The 16,050-nt window shown below is 71.6% G+C and carries 16 protein-coding genes and 1 riboswitch; of the genes, 4 read left to right on the top strand and 12 right to left on the bottom strand.

Going from position 1 to position 16,050, the window contains the following annotated elements; all coding sequences use genetic code 11:
- Positions 1 to 29: 29 nt before the first annotated feature.
- The gene (locus LQ757_RS05800; RefSeq protein ID WP_231046219.1) at positions 30 to 962 is read right to left on the bottom strand and encodes an aldose 1-epimerase family protein; all 933 of its coding nucleotides are present in this window, start codon (positions 960 to 962) and stop codon (positions 30 to 32) included.
- A gap of 17 nt (positions 963 to 979) precedes the next feature.
- A complete protein-coding gene (locus tag LQ757_RS05795) occupies positions 980 to 1,801 on the bottom strand; it encodes a DeoR/GlpR family DNA-binding transcription regulator (protein WP_231046218.1) in 822 nt (273 codons plus the stop codon).
- 140 nt (positions 1,802 to 1,941) lie between these two features.
- Here LQ757_RS05795 and galT point away from each other — a divergent pair, with 140 nt between their 5' ends.
- Both galT and galK read left to right on the top strand, forming a co-directional pair.
- Positions 1,942 to 3,042, top strand: coding sequence for a galactose-1-phosphate uridylyltransferase (galT, locus tag LQ757_RS05790; RefSeq protein WP_231046331.1), 1,101 nt, complete (start codon positions 1,942 to 1,944; stop codon positions 3,040 to 3,042).
- The gene (gene galK, locus LQ757_RS05785) at positions 3,039 to 4,202 is read left to right on the top strand and encodes a galactokinase (protein ID WP_231046217.1); all 1,164 of its coding nucleotides are present in this window, start codon (positions 3,039 to 3,041) and stop codon (positions 4,200 to 4,202) included. The genes galT and galK overlap by 4 nt, the downstream gene beginning before the upstream one ends.
- Positions 4,203 to 4,214: 12 nt before the next feature.
- Here the strand turns inward: galK and LQ757_RS05780 are convergent, their stop codons facing one another.
- The 3 genes from LQ757_RS05780 to LQ757_RS05770 all read right to left on the bottom strand — a co-directional run bounded on the left by LQ757_RS05780 (position 4,215) and on the right by LQ757_RS05770 (position 6,159).
- On the bottom strand, positions 4,215 to 4,775 hold the full coding sequence (locus LQ757_RS05780) for a helix-turn-helix domain-containing protein (protein ID WP_231046216.1): 561 nt from the start codon (positions 4,773 to 4,775) through the stop codon (positions 4,215 to 4,217).
- Between the two features lie 317 nt (positions 4,776 to 5,092).
- Positions 5,093 to 5,665 (bottom strand): GNAT family N-acetyltransferase, encoded by a 573-nt coding sequence (locus LQ757_RS05775; protein ID WP_231046215.1) that lies wholly within the window; start codon positions 5,663 to 5,665, stop codon positions 5,093 to 5,095.
- Positions 5,662 to 6,159, bottom strand: coding sequence for a YbaK/EbsC family protein (locus tag LQ757_RS05770; protein ID WP_231046214.1), 498 nt, complete (start codon positions 6,157 to 6,159; stop codon positions 5,662 to 5,664). Before LQ757_RS05770 ends, LQ757_RS05775 begins: the two co-directional genes overlap by 4 nt.
- Positions 6,160 to 6,215: 56 nt before the next feature.
- Here LQ757_RS05770 and LQ757_RS05765 point away from each other — a divergent pair, with 56 nt between their 5' ends.
- Both LQ757_RS05765 and LQ757_RS05760 read left to right on the top strand, forming a co-directional pair.
- The gene (locus tag LQ757_RS05765) at positions 6,216 to 7,532 is read left to right on the top strand and encodes an APC family permease (protein WP_231046213.1); all 1,317 of its coding nucleotides are present in this window, start codon (positions 6,216 to 6,218) and stop codon (positions 7,530 to 7,532) included.
- Positions 7,533 to 7,541: 9 nt separating this feature from the next.
- On the top strand, positions 7,542 to 8,078 hold the full coding sequence (locus LQ757_RS05760; protein WP_231046212.1) for a gamma carbonic anhydrase family protein: 537 nt from the start codon (positions 7,542 to 7,544) through the stop codon (positions 8,076 to 8,078).
- A 15-nt stretch (positions 8,079 to 8,093) separates the two neighbouring features.
- On the opposite strand, the gene LQ757_RS05755 is transcribed toward LQ757_RS05760, so the two are convergent.
- From LQ757_RS05755 to LQ757_RS05725, 7 genes are all read right to left on the bottom strand, one after another.
- A complete protein-coding gene (locus LQ757_RS05755) occupies positions 8,094 to 9,440 on the bottom strand; it encodes a DUF6716 putative glycosyltransferase (protein ID WP_231046211.1) in 1,347 nt (448 codons plus the stop codon).
- Complete coding sequence (locus LQ757_RS05750) at positions 9,437 to 10,315, bottom strand: N-acetylneuraminate synthase family protein (protein ID WP_231046210.1); 879 nt, start codon at positions 10,313 to 10,315, stop codon at positions 9,437 to 9,439. Before LQ757_RS05750 ends, LQ757_RS05755 begins: the two co-directional genes overlap by 4 nt.
- Entirely contained in the window at positions 10,312 to 11,676 is a 1,365-nt protein-coding gene (locus LQ757_RS05745; protein ID WP_231046209.1) for an acylneuraminate cytidylyltransferase, read from the bottom strand. Before LQ757_RS05745 ends, LQ757_RS05750 begins: the two co-directional genes overlap by 4 nt.
- A 123-nt stretch (positions 11,677 to 11,799) precedes the next feature.
- Positions 11,800 to 12,684 (bottom strand): bifunctional methylenetetrahydrofolate dehydrogenase/methenyltetrahydrofolate cyclohydrolase, encoded by an 885-nt coding sequence (locus tag LQ757_RS05740; protein WP_231046208.1) that lies wholly within the window; start codon positions 12,682 to 12,684, stop codon positions 11,800 to 11,802.
- An 8-nt stretch (positions 12,685 to 12,692) separates the two neighbouring features.
- On the bottom strand, positions 12,693 to 13,967 hold the full coding sequence (gene glyA, locus LQ757_RS05735; RefSeq protein WP_231046207.1) for a serine hydroxymethyltransferase: 1,275 nt from the start codon (positions 13,965 to 13,967) through the stop codon (positions 12,693 to 12,695).
- Positions 13,968 to 14,036: 69 nt separating this feature from the next.
- A riboswitch (ZMP/ZTP riboswitch) is annotated at positions 14,037 to 14,119 on the bottom strand.
- Positions 14,120 to 14,201: 82 nt separating this feature from the next.
- Positions 14,202 to 15,506: a DJ-1/PfpI family protein gene (locus LQ757_RS05730; RefSeq protein WP_231046206.1), complete on the bottom strand. Its 1,305-nt coding sequence runs from the start codon at positions 15,504 to 15,506 to the stop codon at positions 14,202 to 14,204.
- Between the two features lie 5 nt (positions 15,507 to 15,511).
- Entirely contained in the window at positions 15,512 to 15,928 is a 417-nt protein-coding gene (locus LQ757_RS05725) for a hypothetical protein (RefSeq protein WP_231046205.1), read from the bottom strand.
- Positions 15,929 to 16,050: the final 122 nt, after the last annotated feature.

Below are 16,050 nucleotides of genomic sequence, written 5' to 3'. Positions count from 1 at the left end.
CCGCGCCGCGATGAGCGGAATGGACGACGTCAGTCGGCGCTGAATCCTTCGAAGCGGATGCCCCAGCTCAGCTCCCACTCCTCGCCCGGGCCGAGCCAGCGCAGGCCGCGCTCGGAGTTGAACGCCTCGGCCGGTGCGGTCATCGGCTCGATCGCGATCGCCACGTCGCCGTCCTCACCGGGGAACGTGCGCGTGGTGTAGACCTGCACGTACCCGAACTCGTCGTCGGCCCAGACCGAGACACTGCGCCCATCGGGCGCGGTGAGCGTGTGCTCGACCCGGCCCTCGTCGCCTGAGAGCTCGCCGAACGCGTCGTCGAGCGAGACGTCGCCCACACGGCGACCTTCGCGGAAGTCCCACTCGGTACCGTCGACCGGCACCTCGCCGGTCGGCAGCAGTCGGTCGTCGACCTCGATGTGGCTCGCCGCGTCGAGGCGCAGGGTGAGATCTGCCGTGGGGACGCCGCCGATCTTGAGGAACGGGTGCGTGCCGATCGCGACGGGGGCCGGTTCGGCGCCGAGGTTCTCGACGAAATGCGTGACCCGCAGTCCGTCGGCGACGAGCTCGTAGTGCACGGCCGTGCCGAGCAGGAACGGGTAACCGAGCTGAGGGTAGATGCGTGCCGAGAGGGTGACCGAGTCCCGCTCGCGCGAGATGGCCGTGTATTCGGTGTACCGCAGCAGCCCGTGGATGGCATTGTTGTGCTTGGGCTCACTGATGGCGAGTTGGTGGTCGACGCCGTCGTGGCTCCACCGGCCGTCGCGGATGCGGTTGGGCCATGGCACGAGCACGATGCCGGCGCCCGACGGAGGCGACTGGTCTTCGGCGTACGGCGGCACGAGGTCGATGCCGTTGATGCTGAGGGTGCGGATGCCGGCCGCGACGGCGGTGATGGTCGCCTGGATGTCTCCGCTGGCGGTCGACGTCTCGAGGACGAACTGCTCGCCCGTGGGTGCGCTCATCCCTCCACTCTAGGGTCTCAGGCGCACGTCACCGCGAGCCCGACGTCCTCGAGCTCGGCGACGATCGCCCGCGGCGCGGAGGCGTCGGTCACGAGGGCGTCGAACGCGTCGACCGGGGCGACTCGTCCCAGGTGCACCTCGCCGATCTTCGTGCCGTCGGCGACGACGAGGGCCCGCGCCGCGCGCTGCAGCATGAGCGACTTCACGGCGGCTTCGGGCAGGTTCGCGTTGGTCACCCCGTGCGCGGGATCGACGCCATTGCAGCCGATGACCGCGAGGTCGACATGCACGTCGCGCAGCATCGACGCGGCGAGCGGGTCGACGAGCGAGTGCTGGCGCGGCCGCAGGGTGCCGCCGGTGACCACGACCTGGAAGCGCGGGATCTCGGGCTCCAGTTCGAGGGCGATCGACAGGCCGTTCGTGAAGATCACGAGATCGGCGAGGTCGTCGCGGCGGCGCAGCGCCCTGGCGACCTGCAGCGTCGTCGTGCCGACGTCGAGGATCAGACTCTGTCCGCTCTTCACGAGTGAGGCGACGTGCTCGCCGATGCGCCGCTTCGGCTCGACCGACGCCTCGAGCGCCTCCTCGAAGCTCGGCTCCCGCTCGGGCCGATCGGCGCCGACGACGGATGTCGCGGGCACGGCACCCCCGTGGACCCGGCGGATGCCGCCCTGGCGTTCGAGCGCGTCGAGGTCGGCGCGCGCCGTGACGGTGGTGACCCCGAACGCCCGGCTCAGCTCGGTGACCCGCACGAAACCGCGTTCGGCGACGAGGGCGAGGGCGAGTTCGCGCCGTCGAGGTGCGTCGTGCTGCGGGGTCGTCGGCTCGGTGTCGGTCACATCGCCATGATCGCCCCTCGGCCCGAGCTTTGCAATACGAAACTCATTTGTTTGCAAAACGAAAGTCGCGTATCGTGTGCGACGTGAACGACACGACCGAGGCCGCTGCGGGGACATCCGCGCTCGAATTCGACCCTCGCATCGCGGTGCGCCCGACGACCCTCGCCGACGGGCGCGAGCTCATCTACTTCGACGACGCCGACACCACCCTCACCGGCGAGCACGCGATCGACGCGCGAACGCTCGAAGCGCGCCCGCCGACGGCCGAGATGCGGCAGGATCCGCTGACCGGCGAGTGGGTCTCGATCGCGGCGGCACGGCAGAACCGCGTCATGCTGCCGCCCGCGAACCTCGACCCGCTCGCGCCGCAGACGCCTGACAACCCCTCCGAGATCCCGAGCGAATACGACGTCGCCGTCTTCGAGAACCGGTCGCCGTCGTTCGGGCCCTCGCTCGCCGAGCCCGGCACGCCGAGCGCGCTCGCGTCGCTGCGCGAGGTCGGGCTCGAGCGCACCCATACGTCGGTGGGTCGCTGCGAGGTGGTGTGCTTCAGCCCCGAGCACGAGGGCTCATTCGGCACGCAGACCGTCTCGCGGGCACGCACCGTGATCGAGGCATGGGCGCACCGCACGGCCGCACTGTCGGCGCTGCCGGGCGTCGAGCAGGTGTTCCCGTTCGAGAATCGGGGCCGTGAGATCGGCGTGACCCTGGGCCACCCGCACGGGCAGATCTACGCCTACCCCTATGTGACGCCGCGCACCGAGCGACTGCTCGCCTCGATCGACGCGTACGGTCCAGGCCTCTTCGCCGATCTCGTCGAGCGCGAACGCAGCGGCCCGCGGGTGCTGCTCACGGGCGAGCACTGGACTGCGTTCGTGCCGTTCGCCGCGCGGTGGCCGATCGAGGTGCACCTGCTCCCTCACCGGCACGTGCCCGACCTCGCCGCCACGACGCTCGCCGAACGCGACGAGCTCGCATCGCTGTACCTCAAGCTGCTGCGCGGCATCGACCTGCTCTACGACACCCCGACGCCGTACATCGCGGCCTGGCACCAGGCGCCGGTGAACGATCGGCGCGACGAGGTGCGCCTCATGCTGGCGCTCACGAGCCCGCGACGGGCCGCCGACAAGCTGAAGTTCCTCGCGGGCTCGGAGGCCGCGATGGGAGCATGGATCGGGGATGTCACCCCCGAGGCACAGGCCGAGGCGCTGCGCGCCGCGATCGGGAAGGCACGGGTATGAGCGGGGACGCGGTCGCCGGGGCGGCGCACGGCTTCGCCGAGTGGTTCGGGCGCACGCCCGCGGGCGTCTGGTCGGCGCCGGGGCGGGTCAACCTCATCGGGGAGCACACCGACTACAACGACGGGTTCGTGTTCCCCTTCGCGATCGACCGCCGCACGGTCGTGGCGCTCGGCGACCGCGACGACCGGGTGCTGCGCGTCGCGACGAGCCACGACCCCGAGTCCGTCTCGATCCACCTCGACGAGCTGTCCCCCGACGCCGTCGACGGCTGGGCGGCGTACCCGCTCGGCGTCGCCTGGGCGTTCGGCGAGTTCGGGGCCGATCTCGCACACGCTCGCGGGGTCGACCTCTACATCGACTCCGACGTGCCGATCGGCGCGGGGCTCTCTTCTTCGGCCGCCATCGAATGCGCGGTGGCGCTCGCCCTCGACGAGCATTGGGGCCTCGGCTTCGATCGCCCGACGCTCTCGAAGATCGGCCGCCTCGCCGAGAACCGCGCGGTGGGTGCGCCGACCGGCATCATGGACCAGACCGCCTCGCTGCTTGGCGAACCCGACTCGGCGGTGTTCCTCGATTGCCGCAGCCTCGACGCCGACGTGATACCGCTCGGGTTCGGGGCCGAGAGCCTGTCGCTGCTCGTCATCGACACGCGGGTCTCGCACGCGCACGCCACCGGCGGGTACGCGTCGCGACGGGCATCGTGCGAAGCGGGCGCCCGCACGCTCGGTGTGGAGTCGCTGCGCGACGTGCACGTCGACGACCTCGAGGGCGCCGCCGAGCTACTCGACGACGAGACGTTCCGTCGCGTGCGGCACGTCGTCACCGAGAACCAGCGCGTGCTCGACACCGTGCGCACGCTGCGCGAGCACGGGGCCGGCGCGATCGGCCCGTTCCTCGACGCGTCGCACGCGTCGATGCGCGACGACTTCGAGATCTCGGTGCCCGAACTCGACCTCGCGGTCGAGACTGCGCAGGCTACCGGAGCGATCGGCGCTCGCATGACGGGCGGGGGATTCGGCGGCGCCGCGATCGCGCTCATGATCGACGCGCTGGTCCCGGTCGTGACGCGCGAGGTCGTGGCGGCCTTCGCCGAGCAGGGGTTCCGCGAGCCGGTCGTCTTCACCGTACGGCCGAGCGCGGGGGCACGGCGCGACGTCTGACCACGGCCCGCGTCACGCCTCGCACCCGCATTCGCAGTTCGGCGCGCAGCCCGCATGTTCCCAGCACGCGGCAGTGCAGGCGCAGTCGCCGGCGAGCAGGGCATGTGCCCGACGGCTCGCCTCGGCGAGACGCGTCGCCCTCGCAACCTGCTCGGCCCCGGCGATGTCTCGCCGCGTGGGTTGATCAACACTCGCGTCGATGCCGAGTTCGCCCCGTCGCCGATCGCGCTGCTGGCGATGGTGGTACCACGCCTTCGGCGCCGGGCGGTGACGGTACCCATCGACGAGTGCGGTCGCCGGAGGGTCCCACGTAGGTCGAACATCAAGATGCGCAGGCAACTTGCGACCACCGTGGTCGCGTAGGACATCGGTCGACACCGGATCGACTTCGACGCCATCGCGGTCGACGACGACTAACCGCATCCCAGCCAGCGAAAGCATCGCGACGAACGTGACGACATCCACCTGCCGCGACGCAGACTCGATGCGAGCGATCTGCGACTGCGAGAGCCCCACCGCCGAGGCCAGCTGACGCTGACTCAGATCACCGGCTCGCCGAACGCGCATCACCATCCCGGGGATATCGATCCTCGTCATGCATCAGTCTCCTCGCCCGCGGTTGCAGACCTCAGTCTTGCCTCGACCACCGACACTCTGCGATCGACAGAGCATGGCCCTTCGTGACTCCGACACTGATGCCACGTGGCATCAGTGTCGGAGTCTTGAGCCGGATGAGCTCCAGTCGGCGGGCGAGTTCGGCCGACCCACTCGAGACCCGCGCAGAGACGGCACGACTCGGTGGGGACTTCAGAAGAGATGCGAACGAGGCGAGCGGGTGCGCGTCGCGAAGCGCAGCGCAGGTGCCGGCGTGGTCTGCGAGTCACGGTGGATCACGGCGCGGGGGTGTACTCCTCCGCGAGGATCGCGTAGGTGAAGCCGTCGACCCAGCCGAGTTCGGCGTGCCACGAGTCGCGCACCCCGTGCTGCTCGCGGCGCATGCCAAGCTTCTCCATGACGCGCCACGAGGCGACGTTGTCGGCGAAGCACTCGGCCACGACTCGGCGCAGGCCGAGGTCGGTGAACGCGATCTCGAGCAGGGCACGCGCGATCGTGGTCGCGTGCCCTCGGCCCGCGTGCGCCGGGTCGATGAGGTAGCCGAGCAGCCCTTCGGCCCCGCGCCAGACGTCCCCGTCGAACTGGCCGATGCCGTCGCGCACGTCGAGTGATCCGGTGCCGACTACGACGCCGTCGAGCACGGCCACCGCGGTGTGCTGGGCGGGGTCGTCGATGCTGTCGAGCCACGCCGCACGGAACTTCTCGGGGTCGACCGTCGTACGCAGCAGCCACCGGACCACGTCGGGGTCGTTGCGCCACACGAGCACCTGGTCGAGGTCGTCGCTCGTCGGGGCCCGGAGCTCGAGGGAGCCGGCGGTGCGCGGCCACGCGACGCGGTCCGAGGTCACGCGGATGCCTCGGGCGACGGCTCGACCGCGCGCGGCACGCCGCCCGTGATGCGCACGAGCTCGTCGAACGACGTGGGGAATACGGTCTTCGCGTGGCCCGCGGCAGCCCACACCACGGAGTACTGGGCGAGCTCGGTGTCGACGATCGTGCGAACGGGGGCAGGGTGGCCCACCGGTGCGACACCGCCGATGACCTGTCCGGTCGCGTGCTTCACGGTGTCCTTCGAGGCGCGACCGATGACGCCGCCGAGCTCTGTGCCGAGCCACTCGGTGTCAACCCGGTGCGCACCCGACGTGAGCACGAGGATGGGCTCGTCGTCGAGGGTGAACACGAGCGAGTTCGCGATCTGGCCGACGTCGATGCCGAGGGCCGCAGCCGCGAGCGGGGCGGTCGTCACGGCATCGTCGAACCACACGATCTCGGGGTTCAATCCGTGCTGGGCGAGGGCTTCGGCGACGCGGTCGACGGCGGGATGCGAGGGGGCAACGGTCATGCTCCGATCCTACGATCGCCCCCAGCTCGCAACACGCGTCGGCTAAGGTGCCGCTCGTGACCGCTGCCGAACCGCACGACCGACTGGTCCGCCGACTCGGGCTCGGCGACGCCGTCGCGATCGGCCTCGCGGCGATGATCGGCGCGGGCGTCTTCGCCGTCTGGGCGCCGGCCGCCCAGGCCGCCGGCGCGGGCCTCGTCGTCGGGCTCGCGATCGCCGCGTTCGTCGCGCTCGCCAATGCCGCGTCGACCGCCCAGCTCGCGGTGCGCTACCCCGAGTCGGGCGGCGCCTACCGGTACGGACGCGAACGCCTCGGCGAATGGCCGGGATTCCTCGCAGGATGGGGATTCGTCGTCGGCAAGACCGCGAGTTGCGCCGCCATGGCCCTCACCGCCGCGGCCTACCTCGTGCCGGGCGTGTGGCAGCGGCCCGTCGCGGTCGCCGTGGTCGTCGTGCTCGTCGGGGTGAACCTGCTCGGCGTGACCCGCACCGCGCGGGTGGGCGCGGTGCTGGTCGCCGCCGTGATCGCCGTGCTCGCCCTGGTCGTGGTCGCCGGGATCGCGGCAGCGTCGGGCGGGAGCAGCAGCGCCGAGCTCGGCGCGATGGACGGCCAGTCGATCGTGCCGCCGTTCTCACCAGGGATGCCCGGCACGGCGTACGGAATCCTGCAGTCGGCCGCGCTCATCTTCTTCGCCTTCGCAGGATATGCCCGGATCGCGACGCTCGGCGAGGAGGTGCGCGAACCCTCGCGCACCATCCCCAGGGCCATCGGCATCGCGTTCGGCGTCGTCATCACGGTCTACCTCGCGGTCGGCGCGGCGGCCCTCGCGGCACTCGGTCCGCGGCTGCTCGCCGCATCGGGCGCACCCCTCGTCGACGTCGTCGCGGCAGCCGGGTGGAGCTGGGCCGAGCCCGTCGTGCGGATCGCCGCCGGCGTCGCCGCGCTCGGTTCCCTGCTCGTGCTCATCGCCGGCATCGCGCGCACCGAACTCGCCATGGCTCGCGATCGCGAACTGCCGGCGCGGCTCGCCGCGGTGCATCCGCGAACGTCGACGCCGCTCGTCGCCGAGCTCGTGACGGGCGCCGCGATCCTCGTGCTCGTGCTCGCCGTCGACCTCCGCGAGGCGATCGGGTTCAGCTCGTTCGGCGTGCTCGTCTACTACCTGATCGCCAACGTGTCGGCGATCACGCAACCCGCGGCCGAGCGACGCGTCCCACGCACCTTGTCGGCTGCGGGCGCGATCGGATGCGCCGTGCTCGTCGTCACCCTTCCGCCGGTGTCGATCGGCATCGGGCTCGCCGTGTTCGTCGTCGGCGCGCTCGGCCGGCTCGTCGTCGCAAGCGTCCGGCGCCGTCGCCGCGACGCTGGCTAGGCTTGCCCCATGCCAGCAGACCCCTCCGCCCGCATCCTCACCCTCGCGGGCATCGACGCCCCCAGGCTCGCAGACTCGGCCTTCGTCGCGGCCGGCGCCGTGATCGTCGGCGATGTGCGCCTCGAGGCCCGATCGAGCGTCTGGTACAACGCCGTGCTCCGCGCCGAGGCCGAGCCGATCGTGCTCGGCGAGGGCTCGAACCTCCAGGACACCGTGGTCTGCCACGTCGACGCGGGTTACCCGCTCACCGTCGGACGCAACGTGTCGGTCGGGCACGGCGCCGTGCTGCACGGATGCACCGTCGAAGACGATTCGCTCGTGGGCATGGGCGCCAGGGTGCTCAACGGCGCCGTCATCGGGGCGGGCTCGCTCGTCGCCGCCGGCGCCGTCGTGCTCGAGGGCACCGTCGTGCCGCCCGGTTCGCTCGTCGCGGGCGTGCCCGCGAAGGTTCGCCGCGAGCTCACCGACGCCGAGCGCGAGGGCATCCGCCGCAACGCCGACGCCTACCTGCGGCACGTCGACGAGCACACCGCCCCGGTCGACTGAGGATGCCGACCCGGCTCAGGCCGCGTCGACGAGCTGCGGCGAACGCAGCTCGCGCGCCCCGAGCTGCGGTGTCGCAGGCTCGCCCGCGAGACGCCGGCGCACCTGACGCACCCGACGCACGACCCATCGCGACGGGAGTGCGAACACGACCGACACGGAACCCGCGAACGAACGGTCGAACTCGCCGAGCATGCGCTTGCGCTCGAACGAACGGCGCAACGCGCCGCCCGTCAGGTTGTACCGGCGTTCACGCAGGGGCAGCGGCGCCGCGGCGCGACGCTCGAGCAGCTCGCCGACACGTGCCGGCCAGTCGTCGTGCTCGCGCCCGTGGAAGTAGTTGTCGTCAAGCCACTCGGCGCTCGGGTGCCTCGCGTCCCACCCGGCGACCGCCTCGGCGCCTCCGAAGAGGCCGCTGCCCTCGAACACCGTGTTGATGAGCTTCGGCGCGATGCCGAACTCGTCGACGACGACCGCGGGAACACCGGCCGCGATCGCTTCGAGCACCGCGGTCGAGCTCACCGTCACGAGCGCCGCGGCGCGTTCGAGGTGCTCGGCCATCGGCCCGTCCTCGACGACGAGGTTCGGCGGCAGGGTGCCGCCGAGCTCGGCACGAACGCCCGGGTCGTCGAGGAGATCGCCGAAGTCGTACGCCTCATCGTGCGTCTGCGCCTCGCCGCGGCGAGCGCGCACCTTCACGACGACGCGTCGCGACGGACGGCGACGTGCGGCGTCGACGAGCCAGCCGAGCAGGCGCACGCGGTCCTCGCGGGCCGCGGGCACCTTGGCCTGGGCGGCGAACACGAGGTCGGGGCGCTCGAGCGCCGACGGTTCGCCGTCACCTTCGGCGGGGACATCCGCTCGCCTCGTCTCGGAAAGGAACGGCAGTGTCGCGAGCCCGAACCCGACGGGGATACCGAGCTGCTCCGCGTTCGCGCGGAACTCGCGCACCTCGCGCCGGCTCTGCAGGACGATGAGGTCGACCTGCTCGCGGTAGATGATCGCCTTCGGCTCGGCGGGGATCGTGAGGCCAGGGAATCCGCTCACGAGCACCGGCCGGTCGGGCGCGCGGCCGACGATCGGCGTGACGACGCGCACGAGCGGTCCGCGCATCGCGAGCAGCATCACGTCGGGCCGGCGTACCGCGAGGTGCTGCTCGACCTCGTGCAGCTCGAGGAAGGTCACGTCGGAGACGTCGAACACCGACCCAGCCAGCGCCGCGCGCAACTGCCGAGCACTCGGCGCCACGGGCGTCGCGAGGATGGCGAGTTCGGCCCGCCATCCTCGCGGGAGACGCGACGCGAACGCGGCCCCCCACTTGACGTACGAATCGGAGTCCGCGAGGACGAGGAACCTCGGGCTCACAGGGCGGGCACCCGCCGCAGCTTCGCGCGCGGCGCCTCCTCGCCCGGGAATACGCGCTTCACGCCGTCGCCCATGGCGTCGCCGATGACGCGGATGTCGCGCACGAGGTGCTCGAACCCGGTGGGCTCGAGCGAGGCGGCCTGGTCGGAGCCCCACATCGCACGGTCGAGCGTGATGTGGCGCTCGACGGCGACCGCGCCGAGGGTCACGGCGGCGAGCGAGATCTGCAGGCCGCGCTCGTGGCCGGAGTATCCGATCGGCACCCCGGGGTAGCGACGGCGCAGGGTGTCGATCATGCGCAGGTTCGCCTCTTCGGCCGGCATCGGGTAGCTCGACGTGGCGTGCATGAGGATGAGGTCGTCGGTGCCGAGCACCTCGACCGCGCGGTCGATCTCGTCGATCGTCGACATGCCCGTCGAGAGGATCACGGGCTTGCCCGTGCGGGCCATCGTGTCGAGCAACTCGAGGTCGGTGAGCGACGCCGAGGCGACCTTATAGGCGACGACGTCGAGGGCTTCGAGGAACTCGACCGACGGGACATCCCACGGCGACGCGAACCAGTCGAGGCCTGCACGCATCGCGTACGAGGCGATCTCGAGGTACTCGGGCTCGCCGAACTCGACCCGGTGACGGTACTCGAGGTAGGTCATCGTGCCCCACGGCGTCTCGCGCGGCACGTCGCGCATGTGCTCGGGCGTCGCGATCTCGGGCGTGCGCTTCTGGAACTTGACGGCCTGGGCACCTGCCTCCACGGCCACGTCGATGAGCCGCTTGGCGATCTCGACGTCGCCGTTGTGGTTGAGGCCGATCTCGCCGATCACGTAGACCGGGTGGCCCGGGCCGATCAACGATCGGCCGATGCGGACGGACGTCATGCGAATGCTCCCTGCTTCTGGACGACCCGGTCGGCGTATGCCGATTCGGGAATGGTTCGTGCGCCGACGACGAGTTCGGCGAGTTCACGCACCGCTCCGGTGCCGCCGCGGCGGTCGAGGACGAGCCGTGCGATGCTGCGCACCGACGGCACCGCGTCGGCGACGGCGACCGGCCAGCCGACGAGCGCGAGCGCGGGAAGGTCGCCCTCGTCGTTGCCGAGGTAGGCGATGCGATCGAGGCGGATGCCCCGGGCCTCGGCCCACTCGGCGAGCGCGATGCCCTTCTCGGCGACGCCCTGTCGCACCTCGACCTGCAGCTTCGCGGCACGAGCGGCCACCACGGGGTTCGTCTCGGCCGACAGGATCAGCACGGGGATGCCCGCCTCGCGCAGCCGTGCCACGCCGTGGCCGTCGCTGCGGCTGACGCGCACGAGCTCGCGGCCCTCGGCGTCGACCCACGCGGTGTCGTCGGTGTGCACGCCGTCGAAGTCGGTGACGACCGCGTCGACGTCGATGCGGGGCTTCGGGTGGCGACGTCCGCTGTCGTTGCTGTCGCGGCTGTCGTGACCCGTCGAGCCGTGGTGGCGCGCCGGCTGCGGCGGCATGACGACCGGGCCGGTGCCGACCGGGTCGTCGTCGCCGAGCCCGCCGCGAGCGATCACCCGGGCGAGGGCCAGGTCTGCGGGGTCGTCGATCTCGATCGCGTGCGCGTCGGGCACGCGCAGCATGCCGATGCGCCCGAAGAATCGATGGCCGGCGTCACGGAACCCGTCGGTGCGCATCACGTAGAAGGCGCCGGTCTCGCGGTACTCGGGCTCGCGCTCCTGCCTGCGATGGCGCACGGATGACTCGTGGTTGACCCCCTCGGCACCGTCGGCCGATTCGCGCCAGAGGAAGGCATGGCTCGGCACGACCGAGAAGACCACGTCGTCCTCGCCGTCGACGACCCTGCGCACGGCCTCGTCGAGGTCGGCGGAGTCGACGAACGGCGACGTCGCCTGCAGGAACACCGTGATGCCGGGAAGGGTTCCGGCGCCGGCGGCGATCTCGTCGAGCGCGTGCAGCAGTGCCGACTCGGAGCTCGCGGTGTCTCCCGCGAGCTCGACCGGGCGGCGGATCACCCCGGCGCCCTCGGCGTGCGCCGCATCGGCGATGCGGTCGTCGTCGGTCGACACGAACACGGCGTCGATGCGGCTCGCGCCGATCGCGGCGCGGATCGTTCGGGTGATGAGCGGTACGCCCGCGACGGGCGCGAGGTTCTTGCCCGGGAGGCCCTTGGAGCCGCCTCGCGCGGGAACGATCGCGACGACCCCCGCCGCGGGGGGCATGGCGCGACCGGTGCGTCGCCCGTCTGGGAACATGCCGCGAAGCTACGCGCGCCGATTTGCCGCCCGGTGATCAACGAGTGAACGCCGGGCGACCGGGAGGAGGCCGGACGGGCGGGCTAGCGGGCCGATGCCGAGCGCGCCGGACGCCGCCCGGCGCTACCGGTTCAGCTTGAACTCGGCCGACTTCACGACGTTCGCGAGCAGCATGGCCCTGGTCATCGGCCCGACCCCACCGGGGTTCGGCGAGAGGTGCCCGGCGACCGATGCGACGGCGGGATCGACGTCGCCCGTGAGCCGGCCCTTGCCGGTCTCCTCGTCTTGCACGCGGGTGATGCCGACGTCGAGCACCGCGGCGCCCGGCCTGATCCACTCGGGCTTCACGAGGTGCGGCACGCCGACGGCGGCGACGACGATGTCGGCCCGGTGCACCTCGGCCGCGAGGTCGACGGTGCGGGAGTGCGTCAGGGTCACGGTCGCGTCGAGGCCCTTGCGGGTGAAGAGCAGTCCGAGCGGACGGCCGACCGTGAGGCCGCGACCGATCACCGTGACGTGCCGTCCGCGGATCGGCACGTCGTAGCGCCGCAGCATCTCGACGATGCCCGCCGGCGTGCACGGCAGCGGCGAGTGCAGCTCACCCTCGATGCCGAGCACGAGCCGGCCGAGGTTCGTCGGGTGCAGGCCGTCGGCGTCCTTGTCGGGGTCGATGAGCTCGAGCATCGCGTTCTCGTCGTGCCCCGCGGGCAGCGGCAGCTGCACGATGTACCCGGTGACCTCGGACGCGGCGTTGAGGTCGCGGATCGCGGCGCGCACGTCGGCCGTGGTCGCCGAGGCGGGCAAGTCGACGCGGATGGACTCGATGCCCACCTCGGCGCAGTCGCGGTGCTTGCCCGCCACGTACGACTTCGAGCCGGGGTCGTCGCCGACGAGCAGCGTGCCGAGACCCGGCACCACCCCGTGGGCGCGCAGCAGTGCGATGCGCGAGGCGAGCTCCTGCTTCACGGCCGCCGCGGTCGCGACGCCGTCGAGGGTGATGGCGGTCATGGTGGAACCTACTGCGCCAGGCCGGGGTACAGCGGGAACCGCGCCGTGAGGGCCTCGACGCGGGCGCGCAGCGCCGGGACATCCGCTTCGCCCTGCAGAGCCAGTGCGATGATGTCGGCGACCTCGGTGAACTCGGCGTCGCCGAACCCGCGGGTGGCGAGCGCGGGCGTGCCGATGCGCAGGCCCGAGGTGACCATCGGCGGGCGCGGGTCGAACGGCACCGCGTTGCGGTTCACGGTGATGAGCGCCTCGTGCAGCAGGTCTTCGGCCTGCTGGCCGTCCATGGCGGAGTTGCGCAGGTCGGCGAGCACGAGGTGCACGTCGGTGCCGCCCGTGAGCACGTCGACGCCGGCGGCGCGCGAGTCGTCGGCCGTGAGGCGGTCGGCGAGGATCTTCGCGCCCCGCACGGTGCGCTCCTGGCGGTCCTTGAACTCGGCCGAGGCCGCGATCTTGAACGCCGTGGCCTTCGCCGCGATGACGTGCATCAGCGGGCCGCCCTGCTGGCCTGGGAACACGTTGGAGTTGAGCTTCTTCGCGAGCTCCATGTCGCGCGCGACGATGAAGCCCGACCGGGGGCCGCCGATCGTCTTGTGCACGGTCGACGACACGACGTCGGCGAAGGGCACCGGGTTCGGGTGCAGGCCCGCGGCGACGAGGCCCGCGAAGTGCGCCATGTCGACCCAGAGCTTGGCGCCGACCTCGTCGGCGATCTCGCGGAAGGCGGCGAAGTCGAGCTGGCGCGGGTACGCCGACCAGCCCGCGATGATGACCTGCGGCTTGTGCTCGAGGGCCTTGTCGCGCACGACGTTCATGTCGACGACGAACGTCTCGGGGTCGACGCCGTAGGCGACGGCGTTGTAGAGCTTGCCCGAGAAGTTGAGCCGCATGCCGTGGGTGAGGTGACCGCCGTGCGCGAGCTCGAGCCCGAGGATCGTGTCGCCGGGCGTGGCGATGGCCGACAGCACGGCGGCGTTGGCGGTGGCGCCCGAGTGGGGCTGCACGTTCGCGTACTCGGCGCCGAACAGGCTCTTGGCACGCTCGATCGCGAGCGACTCGGCGACGTCGACGTACTCGCAGCCGCCGTAGTAGCGACGACCCGGGTATCCCTCGGCGTACTTGTTCGTGAGCACCGAACCCTGCGACTGCAGCACCGAGACCGGGACGAAGTTCTCACTCGCGATCATCTCGAGGTAGTCGCGCTGGCGACCGAGCTCGAGCTCGAGCACCTCGGCGATCTCGGGATCGACCTCGGAGAGGGGGGCGTTGAAGACGGACTCGGCCAAGACTGGCTCCTTCTGACGGTACGGACCAAACGAGGGTGCTGCCTCGTGCGACTCGCGCCACGAGGCATCCGTACCGGCCCAGGCGTGCGGTCGGTGCGTGCCAGGTCGCTCCCCGATGGGAACCCATCTCAACGCCAGTCGCGACGAACGCAAGCATAGCAACGGATGTCCCACGCCGCGGTTCCCGTGCCCACGCGGGTCACACGTGGGCACGGGAACGGCAGCCCTGTGTCGCTAGGTGCCCGAGCGCCCGCGTCGGCGAGCACGGGCGAGTGCGAACGCGCCGAGCGCTGCGAGCACGCCGACGCCGGCGAGGAGGAGCGGGCGGAACGTCTCTGCCCACGGCCAGGCCGGCCCCTCGAGCGCGAGGGCGTCGACGGGGTACTCCAGCACCTTCGCCGTCCACTCGGCGGTGGCGACGTCGGTCGTTCGCGCGAGGTCGCGCAGCACGGCGTCGAACGCGAAACCCGCTTCGCGATGCGGATACTCCGGCGCCATGCCGGGGACCGGTTCGTGCTCGGTCCTGCCGGGCACGACGAGCCGATCGAGTCCGACTGCGGTCTCGGCGCGCGGCACGAACGTGAGGCCGTGGCGGGAGCGCACCGCGCCCTCGCCGATGGCGACCGTGCGCACCGCGAGGGATTGCCCATAGGTGTCGAAGACCGAGGCGAGCTCGATCTCGCCGACGCCGTCGCTCAACAGCACCCCGATTCCCTCCCGGCCCCAGCTGAACGCGGTGTTGAGCCCCACAACGGCATCGGCCGGCGCGAGCTGGGCCTGCTCCAAGCGGGCGGCCCCGTCGCGGTGGTAGAACGGCCACGCGATCCCGCGCGCGGCCTCGGCTGCGGCATCCGCGCCGACGAGGCGCTCGACGATGCGCAGCGTGCCGTCGATGCCCGACAGGATGCCGGCGGTGCTGACGACGTCGCCGTCGTCGACGTACCTCGTGCCGCGCACCCAGTCGACGGCCCCGTACGTGCGCTCGAACTCGTCGACGCGCAGCCAGTGCGCGGTCGCGGTGCGCCCGTCGAGGAGCCCGGCCGAGGCGAGTACGCCGGATCCGTTGCAGATGCTGAGGAGCAGCGCTCCCCCGGCTGCCTGGTCGGCCAGCCAGTCGGTGACGGGTTCGATCGTGGGCCTGCCGACGTCGGGCATTGCCGGTATCACGACGACGTCGGCCGATCCGCCGAGCACCTCGTCGAGTTCGTCGAAGGTGAGATCGGGCACGAGGTCGAGTCCGCCCGTGAGTGGCACCGGGTGGGTCGCGGGCGCCACGGTGTAGACGTTGAACGCTCCCGTGGTCGCGAGGATCTCGTAGGGGGCGAGCGTGTCGGACACCACGGCGCCCTGCTCGCCGACCACGACGACCGCCGTCGGCTTCGCCGGATCGTGCGCAACCGGTTCTGGCGCCGGAGAAACGCCGTCGGTCCTCGGTGCGTTGAGCGAGGTGAGTGCGCCGACGACGGCCGGAGCGCCGAGGGCTGCGGGAAGCGCGACCGCGGCGAGCACGACCACCACGACCTTCAGGAATGCGCGCATGGCGGTCACCACCCGTACTCGCGCCGGCGGCGCAGCATCGCGACGAGCATCGCCGGAACCATGAGCACGTGCCCGGCGATCATGAACGCCCCGTCGGAGAGCACCCCGGCCCAGAGGAACGGGAGCAGAACGAGGAACGACAGGTACATCGCCGCCGACATCTCGGCGATCGCCGGCAGACCGTGGCCGCGGATCCGCATCCACACGGCCATGCCGATCGACATGTTCGTGGCCATCACGAGCGCCTGCGCGGTCGTGTTCTCGTGAAGCCCCGGCCAGGCGAACGCCCAGACCGGGTCCAGCACGACCATTCCGACGAGCATGGCGATCACCATTTCGAGCAGGTGCAGTGCGAACCGCAGCACCGAAGGTCGGCGGACGGTCGTCTCGGTGCGGTGGGGCGTCTCAGCGTGGTGGCTCATCTCGACTCCTTGCGTGTTCGAAGGGGGAACACACGGAATCCTCCGCGGGGCACGGGGGCGCGTCAGGTGCCGAAGGTCATGGCCGGGGTCACGTTCGGGCGGTGACGTGCGGCGGTGACCCG

Origin of the sequence: Agromyces cavernae (assembly GCF_021044935.1) — a bacterium.
GTDB classification, from domain to species: Bacteria; Actinomycetota; Actinomycetes; order Actinomycetales; family Microbacteriaceae; genus Agromyces; species Agromyces cavernae.
Note: the sequence above shows the minus strand (reverse complement) of the source record. Positions and strands in the feature narration are given on the sequence as shown.